Source organism: Streptomyces populi (genome assembly GCF_002911015.1).
Classification (GTDB): Bacteria; Actinomycetota; Actinomycetes; order Streptomycetales; family Streptomycetaceae; genus Streptomyces; species Streptomyces populi.
This window is the reverse complement of the sequence record NZ_KZ627002.1, coordinates 1-14460: the sequence shown is the minus strand read 5'-3', so window position 1 is coordinate 14460 and position 14460 is coordinate 1. Positions and strand designations below refer to the sequence as shown.

Here is a 14460-nt window from a genome sequence, read left to right as displayed (position 1 = left end):
GGGGGGCTCTTCGGGGTGGCCGGCGGCGGCCGGGGCGGGCTGCTGCCGGGTGGTTGACCACCCGCCGCCCTGCGCCTGGCCGGCCGGGGCTGGCTTGGCGGTCGCCCAAGGGTCGGAGCTAGTCCCGACCCCGTGCTGCTGGCCGCCGCCGCTCGGGTTCTTCGTGACCTTGGCCGTAGCCCGGGCGAGGCTCACGCCGACCTCGTCGACGTCGAGCTCGTACACGGTCCGCTTGACGCCCTCACGGTCCTCGTAGGACCGCTGCTTCAGCCGGCCCTGCACGATGACGCGCATGCCGCGGGCGAGGGACTCAGCGACGTTCTCGGCGGCCTGGCGCCACACAGAGCAGGTGAGGAACAGGGCGTCGCCGTCCTCCCACTCGTTGGTGGTCTTGTTGAACCGACGCGGGGTGGAGGCGATGCGGAACTTGGCGACGGCCGCACCGGCCGGGGTGAAGCGCAGCTCGGGATCGTCGACCAGGTTGCCGACGACGGTAATGACGGTCTCTCCAGACACGGAGGGCTCCTTCGGGATGGGCGACTTACTTCCTGCGGGGAGGTAAGTCGCGAGATGCTGGGTGGGTGGCCGGGCCCGATATCCGCGGGCCCGGCCGTTGTTGTGCGGGATCAGGCGTTGGCGGCCAGTGCCGCCGCGCGGGCGGCCTCGATGTCCGACAGCTCTGCGGCAAGCCGGTAGACGTTGCCGCCGTGCTTGCTACCGGTCGGCATCGGGAGGCGTTTGATCGCGGACAGCGCGCCCCAGGTGTCGAACATCCCGGGGCTGCGGGTGCACCCGCGGTAGGTGCCGCGGTCCAGCTGGCCGAGCGCGAGGCGCGTCTCCTCGTGGCGCTTGATCTCTGCGCGGACGGAGCTGTCGGGGTGCTCGTTCAGGTAGCTGCGCTGGCCGTCGATGACGGTGGTGAGGAGCTCGCGCATGCCGGGATAGGCGGCGTTCCACAGGGTGGCGATGCGTTCTGCGGCTGCCTCGTCGATGAGGGGGTTCGAGCGGATCGCGTCGATGGTGGTCACTGTTCCTCCAGTAGTTCGGTGTTGACGGCGCCGCCGATGGACACCCAGAGCGACTGCGCCTGGGCGCTGGTGAAGTTGCGGCGGCGGGCTTGGTCTTCGAGCTCGGCGTAGGTGAGGCCGAGCCGGGCGAGGGAGGCACGGGCCGCAGCGTGGAACTCGGCTTCCGTCACCTCGATCACCACGTCGTCGTCGGCAACCGTGTCGGTATCGACACGGTTGGGCTCGGCAGTCGTGTTCATATCGCCACGGCTGAGGTTGCGGAGCTTCTGGGCGTGGCGGGCGGCGAGGCCGCGCTGTCGGGCGGCTTTGAAGGCGGCACGCCGGCGCTTGGCGGCTTCGGCGCGGGCCGCGGCGGCGGCGATCTTCTGCGCCACGATGTCGTCGACGTTCACGGGATGCGGGTCCTGGTGAGAACGGGCATGAGATCGGCTCCTGTTGCGGTTGTGGTGACCTCGTCCTCGTCCCGGGCTGATGAGGCAACCCCCCTTGTGTGACCTCGTCCTCGTCCCACCTAAAGAAGTGGGACGAGGGACGAGGTCTCACTGACCGCGTCCGGACGAGGTGGGGACGAGGTCGGGACGAGGTCAAGCGGCGGGCTGTTCGGTGACGGTTTCGGGGGGTGCAGGAATGGAGTGGAGGGTGGCGTTGCGAGGGCCGGGCTGAGCGACGATCTGCCCGGTATCGACCAGACGGGCGACGGCGCGACGGATGTCCGCGGCCTTGCCGGTGACGCGGTCCTCGATGCCCTTGCCGGTCAGCGGAGCGGACGCCTTGCGGATCGCGTCGAGGATCTGGCGCTGCAGACCGTTGATCCGCTTCTCGTCCTCGTCGGCCTCGCGGTCCGCCTCGTCGCGCTCTCGCGGCGCGTACAGGTGGGCCTCGGCGTACTCCTGGGTCTCGGACTTGACGACGAGGTCGGCGTACCAGTGCATGCCGCTGGAGTGGGACAGGCCGTTCTTGCGGATCTGGCCGGGCCGGTCCTTGGCGACGCGGACGGTGGACTTGCCGGTGACGCCGATGCCGAAGGGGCGCCGGTTCTCCAGCATGTACATCACACCGTTGAGGCCGTTGAGCTTGTGGACGCCGCCGATGCTGTAACGGCCGCGGTTCTCGCTGGACTTGACGACGTGGTCGAGGGTGACGACGGCGGCGCCGGAGTTCATCAGTGGGCGCAGCAGGAGCCGGCCGAACTTGGCGATATCGGTGTTGTCCTTGAGCTCCAGGCCGAAGAGGCTCATGCCCTCGGTGACGCCGTCGACGATGGCGAGCGTCGGGTTCAGGTCCAGCACTGCGGCGAGGTCGACCGCGTCGACAGGACCCATCTGGTTCTCGGGACGGACGTAGTGAAACCGTTCGAGGATGTCGTCGGGCACGCCACCGAGACAGAGGAGTCGGCCGACGACGCCGCCAGCGTCGTCCTCGAAGTCGACGTAGAGGACGTGGTTGCCGTCGTTGATCTCCTGGAGGCAGGCGATCAGGGCGAACCAGGTCTTGCCCGCCTCCGACTCGCTGGCGACGCTGTTCATCCGGCCCGGATAGAAGAGGCCGACGCCGTCGTCCCGCCGTCCGACGCTGGGCTGTGGCGGCTTGTAGCTGCCGTCGAGGACGGACCGCAGATCCTGCGGCGCCCACGTGCGTGGCGCCGGTTCGCGCTCGGTGCCGTCGGCCGGTACGTCGTTCCAGTCGTAGGGCGGCTCCTCTCCCTCCGGGCCGAAGTAGGCGTCCATCGCCCGGTCGATGTCGGTCGTCACGCCACCCACCCCCGGTCGCCGGGGCGGGTTGCTGCGCTGTCGAATGAGGCGCGGGCCTCGGAGTCGGTGAGGCCCACCGCGGATGCAGCGGAGAGCAGGCCGGCCTCGGCTTCGCTGAGACTGAGCAGGTTCTGCTCGGCCAGTTCGTGAGCGCGGCATGCGGCGAAGAAGAAGGCGTTGTTGCGGTTGCCGTCACGGGAGTCCATGACGTGCTGCACGAGGTCGGCTGTCGTCCACATGCGCCCACCCCCGGGGCGCTGCTGGCGCCTCTCCTGAACGGGGAAGCGGTGCTTGACCGTCGGGGCGGGGCGCGCCTTCTTGCGCGGCAGCAGGAACAGGGGCCAGTCGGTGGTCGGCGCGAGGTAGTCGCCCGATCCTGCCCACTGGTAGCGGCCGCCGGAAGCGTGCAGGGAGGGCGCGAGAAGGATGTAGCCGTTGTGCTTGAAGTCGATGCCGGGCCCGAGCAGCCCGGGCAGGTCGACTCCGGGCGAGCGGTAGACGATGTGCAGGCCGTCTCCGCCGGTGATCTGCATGGTGGTGCCGGGCAGGACGCCGACGCGCTTCTCCAGGGCCTGCAGGGACTCGCGGCCACCGTTGCGGGGGTCGATGTCGATGACGGCCCAGCCGTTGAGCTTGCAGGGCGCGCCGATGTTCGCGTCAGGTTCCTCGCGCCACCACCGGCGGACGAGGTCGATGTCGGTGGTGGCGGCGTGGAAGCCGTGACAGGTGGGGATGCCGCACTGGCAGTCCTCCGGGCGATGCTTGGTGTACAGGCTGCTCTGCCGGTCGCAGCGGGGGCAGTTGGCGTAGGGCGCCTTGCTCCGGCGGACGCGGAAGACCTTGATGCCCGCAGCCGCGTAGGTCTCGGCGGCGGCCGGGAGCGCGGTGGGGATTCTGAGGCCGTCGGTCACGAACGTGCTCTCTTCTACGAGCTGGATCAGGTGGTTCGTGGGGTGCTGGCGGCCGCAGCCGGGGGGAGTGCGGCGGCCGCCAGCGGTCAGGCGGTCTTGCGCTTCTCGCGGGCGACCTCGTCGCCGAGGGCGATCACCTCGTTGATCCACACGCGGACGGCGGTGAGCACCGCCACGGGGCTGGGCTGCTCTTCGAGCTGGGCGCGGATCGAGCCCAGGACGATCTCGTGCCGTCCGCGCTCGGCGGCCCGCTTCACGTACAGGTCGTCGGGGATCAGGTCGACGGGTTCGTCGACGGGCCATTCGCCGGGCTGGTGTCCGGTCATCGGCTGCCCCCGTCCACGTGCGTGCTGATCCAGTCGGCGATGTCCTCGAACCGCTCGGCCGGCCGCCCGGTGCCGAGTGCGACGAGGGCACGGAACCGGACCTCGAACCCGGCGGCGTTGCGCGCGGCGGCGGCCGGGCTGGCGCCGCGGGCGGCGAGGTAGCGCTCGGCAGCGAACGGGTCCGACTGGGCCCAAGGCGCAGGCGTCTGGGACTCGATCTCGAGGATGAGCTGGAACGCGGCTTCCTGGATCTCGTCGCCCTCGCCCATGCCTTGGACGGTCGCGAGGAACTGGGCGCGCTCGGTGTACGTCAGGTCGCTCATGACGCCTCCTTGCGGTGGATGGGCCAGCCGGGGCCGGGCTGGGTTTCGGACTTGCCCTGCAGGGCAGCCGGGGTGTGGAGCGGGCAGCGCGGCCCGGGGATGTACTGGCGGACGCCGTCGGCTTCCTTGCAGTGCCGGGCCTCGGCGCCGATCCAGTGCGTGCACTCGGGGCGCGTCGTCTCTTTCACGCCGCCTCCCGGACTACGGGTTGGTGGAACGCGGCGCGGATGCGGGCCCGCTGCTCGGCGGTGAGGGGCGGCGCCTGGTCGACGATGGCGTCGATACGCGCCCAATAGGCGGCGTTCCGCGCGGGGTCCTCGAAGCGGATGGGCCGGGCCGGGCGGCCGAGGGTGTCCTCGACCGCCATGGCGCTTGCCTCGGCGCTCACGCGGCCAGCCCCGTCTTCCCGAGGAGTTCGACGACTGCGCCGAGACGGCGGACCGGGTCCTGCCCCAGCGGGACGACGACGACTCGGCGGCCGTCGTCGAGGAGCGCGGCGAATGCGACGAACTTGTCGCGCCACTTCGCGTCGAGGTTGGCGATGTCCCACTCCTCGACGAGCAGCTGGTGCTCTTCGACGATGGCGCGGAGCGTGTCCTGTGCCTCGTGCTCGTTGACGAGGCGTTCCATCTGGTCGAGCTTTGCGCGGGCGTCGTTGATGTAGCTGTGCACCCGGGCGGGGACGGTGGGCTCGCAGGCGAGCTCGTCGGTGGTGACGACCAGTGAGTCGGGATCGCCGTCCGGGTCCTGGAAGATCTCCACTTCGAGCACGAGGCGGATGCACCGCTCGGGGGTGGGGCGGGTGCTCTCGGCAATGCGGACCTGAACCGCACTGTCGGGAGCGGGCGTGGCGGGCCGCGGCATCGCCGTTGACGTCGCGGCTACTCTGTTGTCCATGAGCTGTTCCGATCTCTTCTAGCTGGGGAGTGCGGATTGCTCGACTGGAGAGGCCGGCTGGTACCCGGCCTCTTCGTCGTTTCCGATGGCTCCTCCCGGCTGGTACACGGGAGGGGGCACCGCTTCTGTGGCCGCAGTCAGGCGGCCTGTTCGCGTTCGGCGAGCCAGGCGTCGACGGCCTCGCGGCGGTAGACGATGTCCCTGCCGAGCCTGAATCCGCTGGGGCCGACCTTGCGGTGGCGCCACCCGCGGATGGTGTTCACCGGCTTGTTGAGGTAAGTAGCGAGCTGCTTCGTTGTGAGCAGCTCAAGACTCTGAGTCATGGGCAGTGCTCCGTTGTGGCTGGGCGACGCCGTTGTGGTTGACGTTGCGAGCTGACCCACAATTTACGCAACGTTATGACCAACGTCAACCACAATGTTGGGATCAATCTGAACGTTGTGGTTGATCTTGTGGCTCTGGCCCAAAGTTGCACTGGCGCTGGGGGGCAACGTTGTGGATGCTGTACCTCGACGATGACCAACGTTGAGGAGGATTGGGCGGCATGGCCCCAACGAGGACCCCTGAAGACTGGGCGAGGCTCGGCGAGTGGATCGCTGCTCGGCGCAAACATCTAGGCCTTGATCAACGGCAGTTGGGGGAGGCCGCCGGCGTCTCCGAAAACACGATCAGCAACTATGAGCGCGGCCGAGTCCCTGCTCGTGGCAAGGTTCCTGCCGGGTACTACCGCGTAGAGAAGGCGCTGCAATTCGCCAAAGGCAGCATTGACGCGATCCTCGATGGGCAGAATCCAGGCTTCGAGGTAGAGGGCCCCGTTAGTGACCGCATGGCTCTACTCTCACCAGAAGAGATTGAGAACCCGCTCCTTGCTGCTGTGGCCGCAAGGGTGGGTGAGGCGATGGAGATGTCCGTCGGCGTCACCATGTTCCTTGACCTTGCCCATCGGTGGAACGCGCCGCCAGAAGTAATTGAGCGGTTCAAGGAAGCCCACGACGATCTCTTTGGGAGCTTGTTCGAGAAGGGCAGCGGACCGCCTGAAGTGCAGCGATGGCATGAGGCTGTAGCTGCAGGAGAGGTATCGCCAAGCATTCTCGAGGAGAAGCGGCCAGACCTGGGCTGGGCAGCCTTGGTGCTTAATCCGGAAGAGTTGGAGCAGCCCGATTCCATTGGCGACATTCTGAGGAAGGAGTGCATGCGGAGGGGTATTGACCAGGAAGAATTGGCTCGCCTCGCCCAAGTTCCTAAGCGAATCGCCAATCTGATTCTGGCCGATCGCTACGACTTTCCTGGCGCCTTCATGCATGCGCCTGTCTACATCCGGCTCCTAGCTAATGCCCTCGAACTTGACCCGGCGCCACTCCTTGAGCAGTTTGAAGAGAAGCACGCGCAAGACCTTGAAGTGGGTGAAGGCTAGGCGCCTCGCAGCCACCGAAACTGCACGGCGTCGTAGTCGAAGTACCCGCCGTCGGGCATCCGCCCGGACCGCGGCTTGACCAGCGTGACGGTGAGCACGGCCCGCAGCACGTTGCGCTTCTGCTCCAGCAACAGCGCACGCCACGCCTTCCGCACGTCGGGCGCGCCGACCAGGCCGACGAGCGGGTCCACCATCGCCGCGCGCGCGAGCTGGTTCGTCACCCCGTCGAGCTGGGCGCGCGCAGTCTCCATGCCCTCGGTGAACGGAGCCAGCTCCAACTGGCCCGCACCGAACAGGCCCGCCAGATCCGTCATCCGCCGACGGATTCGCTCGCTCTCCGCCTGCAGCCCGGCAACATCGACATCGCCCGGGCCGGGCAGCAGCAGGTCCTCTGCGTCGTCCCGTGACAGTCGCTCGACGATCGTGTCCTCGACGTACTGGTCGACGACCTCCGCACGCCGTCCGCCGCCGTGCCCGGTCGGACACTTGTAGCTCGGGTACTGCCGACCGCCGGACTGCGTCACCGTCAGCCCGCGCCCGCACCCGTCACGGCCGCACACGTACAGGAGCGATCCCAGCCATTTCGGCTGGGCGCCCGGCGTCGTCCGCCGCGACGGATCAGTCAGGATCGCCACGACCGCCCTGAACTTCGCCTCGTCGACGATCGGCTCCCACTGCCCGCGCCCGACCTCCTCGCCCTTGTACACGGCGATCCCGGCGTTCCTGGGCCGCATCAGCATGTCGCGCATGTCCTGGTGGGTGATCTCGTTCCCGCGGGTGGTGGTGAACCCCTTGTCCGTGCACCACTTCACGCAGCTGCGGATCGACCCGCCGGAGAGGATGGTGTCCGTCCAGTGACGGAGCGCCTCGGCCTCCGCGGGCACGACCTGGTTCGTGTCGAGGACGGGCACCTCGCTCTCCTCGCCGGTCTTCCGGTCGACCCGCGTCTGCGTCTCGCCGGTGGGCACGCCCCACCCGAACGGGCGGATCCCGCCCGCCCACTCGCCGGCCATGGCCTTCTGCTGGCGGGCGCGGGCGACGCGGTGGCCCTTGTGCTCGGACTCCTGGCGGGCGACGGCGCCGAGGATCCGCGCGGTCATCCGCCCGGACGGCGTGGCGAGGTCGACGGTCCCGGCCTGCACGGTGTGCGTCGAGACGCCGCGGCGCTCGGACAGGTCGATGTACTTCTCCAGCTCGGTCGGCGAGCGATGGAGCCGGTCTGTGTGCCAGGCGATGACGACGGTGGCGGTGCCCTGCTCCAGGTCGTCGAGCATGCGCAGGTAGTCCTTGCGCTTCTTGCCGCTGTACGCGGAGACGTCGTTGTCGACGTAGGTCTCGACGACGTCCCAGCCGTTCCGTTCGGCGAGGGCCTCGCAGTCCTGGCGCTGCCGCTCGACGCCGAGGCCGGCGCCCGTGCGGTCCTGGCTGATGCGGCAGTAGATGACGGCGCGCGTCCGGCCGCCCTCCGTCCGGGTGGTCTTCATGTCCTGAGTGTCGCTCGGCAGTGGTGTCTTTGTCTGGGGTTCGGGAAGACGACCTTGCTGAGCGCGCTGCTGGGACTGGTGGGTCCCGGGGAGCGGATCGTGCTCGCGGAGGACTCGGCCGAGCTGCGGCCCGACCATCCGCATGTGGTGCGCCTGGAAGGGCGGCCCGCCAACCAGGAGGGCGTCGGCCTCGTCTCGCTCCAGGATCTCGTCCGGCAGGCCCTGCGGATGAGACCGGACCGGCTGGTGGTCGGCGAGGTGCGCGGTCCCGAGGTCGTCTCCCTGCTGGCCGCCCTGAACACAGGACATGAGGGCGGCTCGGGAACGCTTCATGCCAACGCGGCGGCGCAGGTTCCGGCCCGGCTGGAGGCCCTGGGCACCGCGGCCGGACTCGACAGGGCCGCCCTGCACAGCCAACTGGCGGCGGCACTGTCCGTGGTCCTGCATCTCGTGCGGGACCGGACCGGACGGCGCCGGATCGCCGAGGTGCACGTGCTGGAACGCGACCCGTCGGGGCTGGTGGTGACGGTACCGGCGCTGCGGTGGGGCGAGGACGCCTTCGCGTACGAGCGCGGGTGGGAGCGGCTGCGGGAGCTCCTCCGGGACGGACACCGGGGTCATCACGGGCGGGCGGACCCGGGAGACGGCGGGGTGCATCCGGACAGGCGGGGTGATCCCTTCGGCGGTGAGGGACACCGGGGTGCTGACAGGAGCCCGGTGCGGGGATGCGAACGGGGAGCGGGATGAGGATCGGTGGGATGGCGGACGCGCCCGCGGGAGCGGCGGTGGCGTGTGCCGGGATCGCGGCCTGGCTGATCGGCGGGCGCGGCTCGGGAGTGCGCAGAGCGAGGGTGCTGTTCGCCGGTGGCGGGGTGGCGACCGGTCCGCCCCGGTGGGAGCGGGTCCGCGTCGACTGGCGACGGCTGCGCGGACGACTGCGGCCCGAGGTCTGGTCGCTGGTGGCGGGATCGGTGATCGCGGTACTGGGCACGTCGGTCGTGCCGCTTCTCCTCGGAGCCGTCGGAATGCCCCTGCTGCGTCGGGTGCGGCGGGCGGGAGCGGCCCGGCGCGAGCGGGAGCGGCGTGGCGACGCGGTGATCGCCCTGTGTGGCGCCCTGGCCGGCGAGGTGCGGGCCGGACGTCAGCCCGGCGAGGCACTGCTCGCGGCCGCACGTGACTCGGACGGGCTCGCCGGCGCGCAGCCGGTGGTGCTGGCCGCGGCGAGGTTCGGCGGGGACGTGCCGGGTGCGCTCACCGAGGCGGCACGGCAGCCCGGCGCCGACGGACTGGTGGGGCTCGCCGCGTGCTGGCGTGTGGCCGTGGACCGGGGCGCGGGACTCGCGGCGGGGCTGGACCGCCTGGAGGCCGCGCTGCGAGCCGAGCGTGATCAAAGAGCTGACATGCGCGCCCAGTTGGCCGGATCCCGCTCGACGGCCTCGATGCTCGCGGGGCTGCCGGTTCTCGGCCTGTTGCTCGGTACCGCGCTCGGCGCGGACCCCCTGCACGTGCTGCTGCACACCGGTCCCGGACTGGGCTGCCTGCTGGTCGGCGGGACGCTGGAGGGCGTGGGGCTGTGGTGGGCGCTACGGATCGTACGAGGAGCGGAGACGGCATGAGCGCGGAAGTCGCCCACAGGCTGGGGGTACTTGTGTGCGGAGTGCTCCTGGTCGGCGCGTCGGCCCGTCGGCTCGGGGTGGTGCGGCGTGCCAGGAGGGTGCGCAGACGGCTGGCCGAGTTGCTGCTCCCGGAACCGGCGCCGTCGCCGCGGCGCCACGCGGTACGGAGCTACGGCCGGCTGTGGCTGCCCCCGGCGGGAGTGGTGTGTGCCGGCTGGGTTTTGATCGGGGGTCGCGCCGGAGTCCTGGTGGGAGTGGTGGCCGGTTTCGGGGTCCGGTGGTGGTTCCGGCGGAGGAACCAGGCGCTCCCCGAGGAGTACGACGCGATGGCCGCGGCCCGTCAACTGCCTCTCGCCGCCGATCTGGTGGCCGCCTGCATCGCGGCGGGGGCGAGCCCGGTGGCAGCCGCCCGGGCCGTCGGCGAGGCGCTGGACGGGCCGGTGGGTGAACGGCTGGCCCGGGGTGCGGCGGAGGTACGGCTCGGGGGTGAACCGGCCGACGCGTGGCGGAGGTTGGCGTCGTTGCCGGGCGCGTCGGGGCTGGCGAGGCTGCTGGAGCGGGCGGGTGAGTCGGGCGTACCGGCGGCCGTGCCGGTCGGCCGGCTCGCGACGGAGGCCCGCGCCGAGTGGGGGCGTACCGCGACGGCGCGGGCACGCCGGGCGGCCGTCATGGTCACCGCGCCGGTGGGGCTGTGCTTCCTGCCCGCTTTCCTCGCGATCGGCGTGCTGCCCGTGGTGATCGGGCTGGCCGGCGGGTTGCTGCGAGGGGGTGGTGGGTGACGGGCGACGACAGCGGTGAGCCGTGAACGGCGGCCGACGAAGTGACCGACAGGACCGAATCTCAAGGAGGTTGGAATGAGCAGGATGGTGCGGGTTCCCGGAACGGGGCGAGGACGAGGGCGGAGGCGCGCGCGGATGCGGGCCTGGATGCTCGCGGTGGTCGCGGCGCGGAGGGACGCGGGAATGGTCACGTCCGAGTACGCGGTGGGCGTCATCGCGGCGGTGGCCTTCGCGGCCGCCCTCTACAAGGTGGTGACGAGCGGGCAGGTCGGTGAGGAACTGCAGGGCATCGTGGGCCGGGCGCTCAATGTCCAGATGTGAAGGGGGCTTGAGGGCGGCCCGGTCGAGGGCAGGTCCGGTCCGGCGCCGGGACGGCGGATTCGTCACCGCGGAGGCCGCCGTGGTGCTGCCCTCTCTGGTGCTCGTCGGCATGGCGCTGGTCTGGGCCCTGCTCGCCGCGTCCGCGCAGATCCAGTGCGTGGACGCGGCGAGGGCGGGCGCTCGGGCGGCGGCGCGCCAGGACCCGCCGGAAGCGGTGCTGGCGACGGTCCGCCGCGCGGCCCCGCCCGACGCGAAGGTCACGGTGAGCCGGGAGGGCGATCTGGTCCGGGTGACGGTCGGCGCGAGGACTCCCGGCCCCACCGCTCTGTCCCTCGAACTGAAGGACGAGGCGGTGGCGCTGGCGGAGGAGACGGTGGGGGAAACGGCTGCGGGGGTGGACGGAGGATGAGGATCCGGAGCCGGCGGTGCGTGTGGTCACTCGCCGGGAGCGGCCGCCCTGCTCGGTGGTGCGCGTCCTCCGACAGGGGATCGGCGACGGTGTGGACGGTGGGCGCGATCGCTGTGCTCTGTGCCGTCTTCGGAGCGGTGCTGTCGATGGGACAGGCCGTCGTGGTGCGGCACCGGGCGGCAGGGGCCGCGGACCTGGCCGCGCTCGCCGCGGCTGACCACTGGAGCGAAGGCGGCACGGCGGCCTGTGCCCGGGCGGACCGCGTGGCCCGGGCACAGAGCGCACGGCTCGTGAAGTGCGAGGTCGAGGGCCAGATCTCGGACGTGACGGCGTCGTCCGGAACCGGGCCGATCACCGTCGAGGTCAGATCGAGGGCGGGGCCTGCGGCGCCTGTGGACCCTGCGGGACCTTCAGGTTCTCCAGGACCGGCGGGTCCTGTGGGGCCCGTGGATCGTCCGGGGGCTCCGCCAAGATCTCCGGGGCCGGCGGGGCCCGCGAGTTCTCCGGGGTCTCCCGGTTCTGCGGGGCCTCCGTTTCGCCGGGGTCCGTGAGACCGACGGGACCCGCGGTCCCTCACTCCGCTTCGCCCGGCTCCCCCGGTCCGGCCCGTCCCCCGCGGTCCCTCACTCCGCTTCGCCCGGCTCTCCCGGTCCGGCCCGTCCCCCGCGGCCCCGGCCCGTGACCGTCACGCACCCGACGTTCACCCGTTCGGCCCAAGCGGGCCCGACTTTCATCCGACCGGCCGTCGGCCTTCGCCCGTCCGGCCCGGGCTCGCCCAATCGGACTACTTCCGATCCTGCTCCTCCGGTGCCGTCCGCAGCAGCTCCGTGAGCAGGCGCACGGCGCCCCGCTTGTGCAGCGGTTCGTTCCCGTTGCCGCACTTGGGGGACTGGATGCAGGAGGGACAGCCGGCGTCGCACTCGCACGAGGCGATGGCCCGACGGGTGGAAGTGAGCCAGGAGCGCGCCGTGCGGAAGGCGCGTTCGGCGAATCCGGCGCCGCCCGGGTGGCCGTCGTACACGAAGACGGTGGGCAGGAGGGTGTCGGGGTGGAGCGGGACGGAGACACCGCCGATGTCCCAGCGGTCGCAGGTGGCGAAGAGCGGCAGCATGCCGATCGACGCGTGCTCGGCGGCGTGCAGGGTGCCGCCGAGGATCTCCGGGTTGATCCGGGCCGCGTCCAGCTGGTCCTCGGTGACCGTCCACCAGACGGCACGTGTGCGGAGCGTACGGGGAGGGAGGTCGAGCTTCGTCTCGCCGAGCACCTCGCCGGTGATGACGCGTCGGCGCAGGAAGGAGACGACCTGATTGGTGACCTCGACGGAGCCGTAGCACAACCGTCCATCGCCCCAGGGGACTTCGACGTCGGTCTCGAGGACGGCGATGGTGGTCGTGTCGCGGGCGACCGTCGAATACGGGGGGCTGGCCTCCTCGACCAGCGCGACGGAGTCGTCCAGGTCCAGTTTGCGCACCAGGTACGTACGGCCCTGGTGCAGATGGACCGCGCCCTCGTGGACCGCCGTGTGCGCGGCGCCCTCGTCGACCGTGCCGAGCAGGCGGCCGGTCCCGGACTCGACGATCTGCACGGGTCTGCCGCCGCCCCCGCGGATGTCGGTCAGGTCGACGGCCCGTTCCCGGCGCGTCCAGTGCCAGGCCGCGGTCCGGCGGCGCAGCAGCTTCGCGGCCTCCAGCTGCGGCATCAGTCCGGCGGCGGCGGGGCCGAAGAGCTCCAGGTCCTCGTCCGTGAGCGGGATCTCGGAGGCGGCCGCGCACAGGTGCGGGGCCAGGACGTACGGGTTGTCCGGGTCGAGGACCGTGGATTCCACCGGTTGGTCGAACAGGGCCTCGGGGTGATGGACGAGGAAGGTGTCCAGCGGGTCGTCGCGGGCGACCAGGATCGCCAGCGCGCCCTCCCCGGAGCGGCCCGCGCGGCCCGCCTGCTGCCAGAGGGAGGCCCGGGTGCCCGGGTAGCCGGAGATGACGACGGCGTCGAGGCCGGAGATGTCGACGCCGAGTTCGAGGGCGGAGGTGGCGGCCAGGCCGAGGAGGTCCCCGGAGTGCAGCGCGCTCTCCAGGGCACGGCGTTCCTCGGGGAGGTAGCCGCCGCGGTAGGCGGCGACGCGCCGGGCCAGTGAGCGGTCGATCTCTGCGAGGCGTTCCTGGGCGATGACCGCGATCAGCTCGGCGCCGCGCCGGGACCGCACGAAGGAGATCGAGCGCATGCCCTGGACGGTGAGGCCGGTCAGCAGGTCGGCCGTCTCGGCGGTGGCGGTACGCCGTACGGGTGCACCTTTCTCGCCGTGCAGTTCGGTGAGCGGGGGCTCCCACAGGGCGAACACGAGTTCCCCTCGCGGGGAGGCGTCGTCGGCGACCTCGACGACCGGGAGGCCGGTCAGACGGCTCGCCGCGACCGAGGGTTCGGCGGCGGTGGCGGAGGCCAGCAGGAAGACGGGAGAGGCGCCGTAGCGGGCGCAGAGGCGGCGCAGACGGCGCAGCACCTGGGCGACGTGGGAGCCGAAGACGCCGCGGTAGGTGTGGCACTCGTCGATCACGACATAGCGCAGGGCGCGCAGGAAGGAGGACCACCGGGGGTGGGAGGGCAGTATCCCGCGGTGCAGCATGTCGGGGTTGGTCAGGACGTAGTTGGCGTACTGGCGCACCCATTCGCGCTCCTCGAAGGGTGTGTCGCCGTCGTACACGGCTGGGCGCACGGCGTTGCCCAGCGGTTGTGAAAGTTCCTTCACCGAGCGTCGCTGGTCGGCCGCCAGGGCCTTCGTGGGGGCCAGGTAGAGGGCGGTGGCACCCCGGCCGTTCGGGGCCTCGGAGCCCTCCAGGAGAGCCGTCAGGACGGGGGCGAGGTAGGCCAGGGACTTGCCGGAGGCGGTGCCGGTGGCCACGATCACCGACTCGCCGTCCAGGGCGTGCTCGGCGACGCGTGCCTGGTGGGCCCAGGGGTGCTCGATGCCCGCGGCCTGTACCGCCGCGACGACCTCCGAACGGATCCGGTCGGGCCAGACGGCATGACGACCCGCTCGCGGGGGCAAGTGCTCCGTATGAGTGATGCGCGAAGCCCGGCTCGGCCCCGAGGCGAGCCGGTCCAGGACGGTGCTCGGCGAGGGGCGGGACGCGGTGTCCGCCGAGGATCGATCGGATCGGTGATTCTTGGCCATCGGCATCGAGTGTGTCACCGGCGTGACGGACA

20 protein-coding genes are annotated in these 14460 nt (G+C 71.1%); 7 read left to right on the top strand and 13 right to left on the bottom strand.

The window, feature by feature from the left end; translation table 11 throughout:
- From CW362_RS39860 to CW362_RS39810, 11 genes are all read right to left on the bottom strand, one after another.
- Positions 1–516, bottom strand: a 516-nt coding sequence (locus CW362_RS39860) for a single-stranded DNA-binding protein (protein WP_103554479.1), incomplete at its 3' end; no start/stop codon positions are given.
- A 110-nt stretch (positions 517–626) separates the two neighbouring features.
- Positions 627–1028, bottom strand: a complete 402-nt coding sequence (locus tag CW362_RS39855; protein ID WP_103554478.1) for a hypothetical protein — start codon at positions 1026–1028, stop codon at positions 627–629.
- Entirely contained in the window at positions 1025–1420 is a 396-nt protein-coding gene (locus CW362_RS45100) for a hypothetical protein (RefSeq protein WP_240658302.1), read from the bottom strand. Before CW362_RS45100 ends, CW362_RS39855 begins: the two co-directional genes overlap by 4 nt.
- A 192-nt stretch (positions 1421–1612) precedes the next feature.
- Positions 1613–2779: an AAA family ATPase gene (locus tag CW362_RS39845; protein ID WP_103554477.1), complete on the bottom strand. Its 1167-nt coding sequence runs from the start codon at positions 2777–2779 to the stop codon at positions 1613–1615.
- Positions 2776–3690: a bifunctional DNA primase/polymerase gene (locus CW362_RS39840; RefSeq protein ID WP_103554476.1), complete on the bottom strand. Its 915-nt coding sequence runs from the start codon at positions 3688–3690 to the stop codon at positions 2776–2778. The genes CW362_RS39845 and CW362_RS39840 overlap by 4 nt, the downstream gene beginning before the upstream one ends.
- Positions 3691–3776: 86 nt before the next feature.
- The gene (locus CW362_RS39835; RefSeq protein WP_103554475.1) at positions 3777–4016 is read right to left on the bottom strand and encodes a hypothetical protein; all 240 of its coding nucleotides are present in this window, start codon (positions 4014–4016) and stop codon (positions 3777–3779) included.
- Positions 4013–4339: a hypothetical protein gene (locus tag CW362_RS39830; protein ID WP_103554474.1), complete on the bottom strand. Its 327-nt coding sequence runs from the start codon at positions 4337–4339 to the stop codon at positions 4013–4015. Before CW362_RS39830 ends, CW362_RS39835 begins: the two co-directional genes overlap by 4 nt.
- On the bottom strand, positions 4336–4527 hold the full coding sequence (locus tag CW362_RS39825; protein ID WP_103554473.1) for a hypothetical protein: 192 nt from the start codon (positions 4525–4527) through the stop codon (positions 4336–4338). Before CW362_RS39825 ends, CW362_RS39830 begins: the two co-directional genes overlap by 4 nt.
- Positions 4524–4727 carry a hypothetical protein gene (locus CW362_RS39820; protein ID WP_240658301.1) on the bottom strand — a complete coding sequence of 68 codons (204 nt, stop codon included), beginning with the start codon at positions 4725–4727 and terminating at the stop codon, positions 4524–4526. The genes CW362_RS39825 and CW362_RS39820 overlap by 4 nt, the downstream gene beginning before the upstream one ends.
- Positions 4724–5236, bottom strand: a complete 513-nt coding sequence (locus tag CW362_RS39815) for a hypothetical protein (RefSeq protein WP_162684391.1) — start codon at positions 5234–5236, stop codon at positions 4724–4726. The genes CW362_RS39820 and CW362_RS39815 overlap by 4 nt, the downstream gene beginning before the upstream one ends.
- 137 nt (positions 5237–5373) lie before the next feature.
- A complete protein-coding gene (locus CW362_RS39810) occupies positions 5374–5559 on the bottom strand; it encodes a helix-turn-helix domain-containing protein (protein WP_167455661.1) in 186 nt (61 codons plus the stop codon).
- 221 nt (positions 5560–5780) lie between these two features.
- Here CW362_RS39810 and CW362_RS39805 point away from each other — a divergent pair, with 221 nt between their 5' ends.
- Positions 5781–6650 (top strand): helix-turn-helix domain-containing protein, encoded by an 870-nt coding sequence (locus tag CW362_RS39805; RefSeq protein WP_103554471.1) that lies wholly within the window; start codon positions 5781–5783, stop codon positions 6648–6650.
- Here CW362_RS39805 and CW362_RS39800 read toward each other — a convergent pair.
- The gene (locus CW362_RS39800; RefSeq protein WP_103554470.1) at positions 6647–8134 is read right to left on the bottom strand and encodes a recombinase family protein; all 1488 of its coding nucleotides are present in this window, start codon (positions 8132–8134) and stop codon (positions 6647–6649) included. The genes CW362_RS39805 and CW362_RS39800 overlap by 4 nt on opposite strands.
- Positions 8135–8188: 54 nt before the next feature.
- Here CW362_RS39800 and CW362_RS39795 point away from each other — a divergent pair, with 54 nt between their 5' ends.
- From CW362_RS39795 to CW362_RS39770, 6 genes are all read left to right on the top strand, one after another.
- Positions 8189–8881: an ATPase, T2SS/T4P/T4SS family gene (locus CW362_RS39795; RefSeq protein ID WP_420856898.1), complete on the top strand. Its 693-nt coding sequence runs from the start codon at positions 8189–8191 to the stop codon at positions 8879–8881.
- 11 nt (positions 8882–8892) lie between these two features.
- Positions 8893–9750 carry a type II secretion system F family protein gene (locus CW362_RS39790; protein WP_240658299.1) on the top strand — a complete coding sequence of 286 codons (858 nt, stop codon included), beginning with the start codon at positions 8893–8895 and terminating at the stop codon, positions 9748–9750.
- Positions 9747–10529, top strand: coding sequence for a type II secretion system F family protein (locus tag CW362_RS39785; RefSeq protein ID WP_103554468.1), 783 nt, complete (start codon positions 9747–9749; stop codon positions 10527–10529). Before CW362_RS39790 ends, CW362_RS39785 begins: the two co-directional genes overlap by 4 nt.
- 75 nt (positions 10530–10604) lie before the next feature.
- On the top strand, positions 10605–10850 hold the full coding sequence (locus tag CW362_RS39780) for a DUF4244 domain-containing protein (RefSeq protein ID WP_240658298.1): 246 nt from the start codon (positions 10605–10607) through the stop codon (positions 10848–10850).
- Positions 10837–11259: a TadE family type IV pilus minor pilin gene (locus CW362_RS39775; protein ID WP_103554467.1), complete on the top strand. Its 423-nt coding sequence runs from the start codon at positions 10837–10839 to the stop codon at positions 11257–11259. Before CW362_RS39780 ends, CW362_RS39775 begins: the two co-directional genes overlap by 14 nt.
- Entirely contained in the window at positions 11256–11810 is a 555-nt protein-coding gene (locus CW362_RS39770) for an Rv3654c family TadE-like protein (protein WP_103554466.1), read from the top strand. Before CW362_RS39775 ends, CW362_RS39770 begins: the two co-directional genes overlap by 4 nt.
- Positions 11811–12043: 233 nt before the next feature.
- Here CW362_RS39770 and CW362_RS39765 read toward each other — a convergent pair whose 3' ends face one another.
- Positions 12044–14434, bottom strand: coding sequence for a DEAD/DEAH box helicase (locus CW362_RS39765; RefSeq protein WP_103554480.1), 2391 nt, complete (start codon positions 14432–14434; stop codon positions 12044–12046).
- Positions 14435–14460 lie beyond the last annotated feature (26 nt).

Coding starts and splice junctions, on each gene's coding strand:
- CW362_RS39830 (WP_103554474.1), bottom strand. CDS start 4,339: ATGAGCGACCTGACGTACACCGAGCGCGCCCAGTTCCTCGCGACCGTC.
- CW362_RS39800 (WP_103554470.1), bottom strand. CDS start 8,134: ATGAAGACCACCCGGACGGAGGGCGGCCGGACGCGCGCCGTCATCTAC.
- CW362_RS39775 (WP_103554467.1), top strand. CDS start 10,837: ATGTCCAGATGTGAAGGGGGCTTGAGGGCGGCCCGGTCGAGGGCAGGT.
- CW362_RS39805 (WP_103554471.1), top strand. CDS start 5,781: ATGGCCCCAACGAGGACCCCTGAAGACTGGGCGAGGCTCGGCGAGTGG.
- CW362_RS39780 (WP_240658298.1), top strand. CDS start 10,605: ATGAGCAGGATGGTGCGGGTTCCCGGAACGGGGCGAGGACGAGGGCGG.
- CW362_RS39835 (WP_103554475.1), bottom strand. CDS start 4,016: ATGACCGGACACCAGCCCGGCGAATGGCCCGTCGACGAACCCGTCGAC.
- CW362_RS39810 (WP_167455661.1), bottom strand. CDS start 5,559: ATGACTCAGAGTCTTGAGCTGCTCACAACGAAGCAGCTCGCTACTTAC.
- CW362_RS39770 (WP_103554466.1), top strand. CDS start 11,256: ATGAGGATCCGGAGCCGGCGGTGCGTGTGGTCACTCGCCGGGAGCGGC.
- CW362_RS39785 (WP_103554468.1), top strand. CDS start 9,747: ATGAGCGCGGAAGTCGCCCACAGGCTGGGGGTACTTGTGTGCGGAGTG.
- CW362_RS39765 (WP_103554480.1), bottom strand. CDS start 14,434: ATGCCGATGGCCAAGAATCACCGATCCGATCGATCCTCGGCGGACACC.
- CW362_RS39815 (WP_162684391.1), bottom strand. CDS start 5,236: ATGGACAACAGAGTAGCCGCGACGTCAACGGCGATGCCGCGGCCCGCC.
- CW362_RS39790 (WP_240658299.1), top strand. CDS start 8,893: ATGGCGGACGCGCCCGCGGGAGCGGCGGTGGCGTGTGCCGGGATCGCG.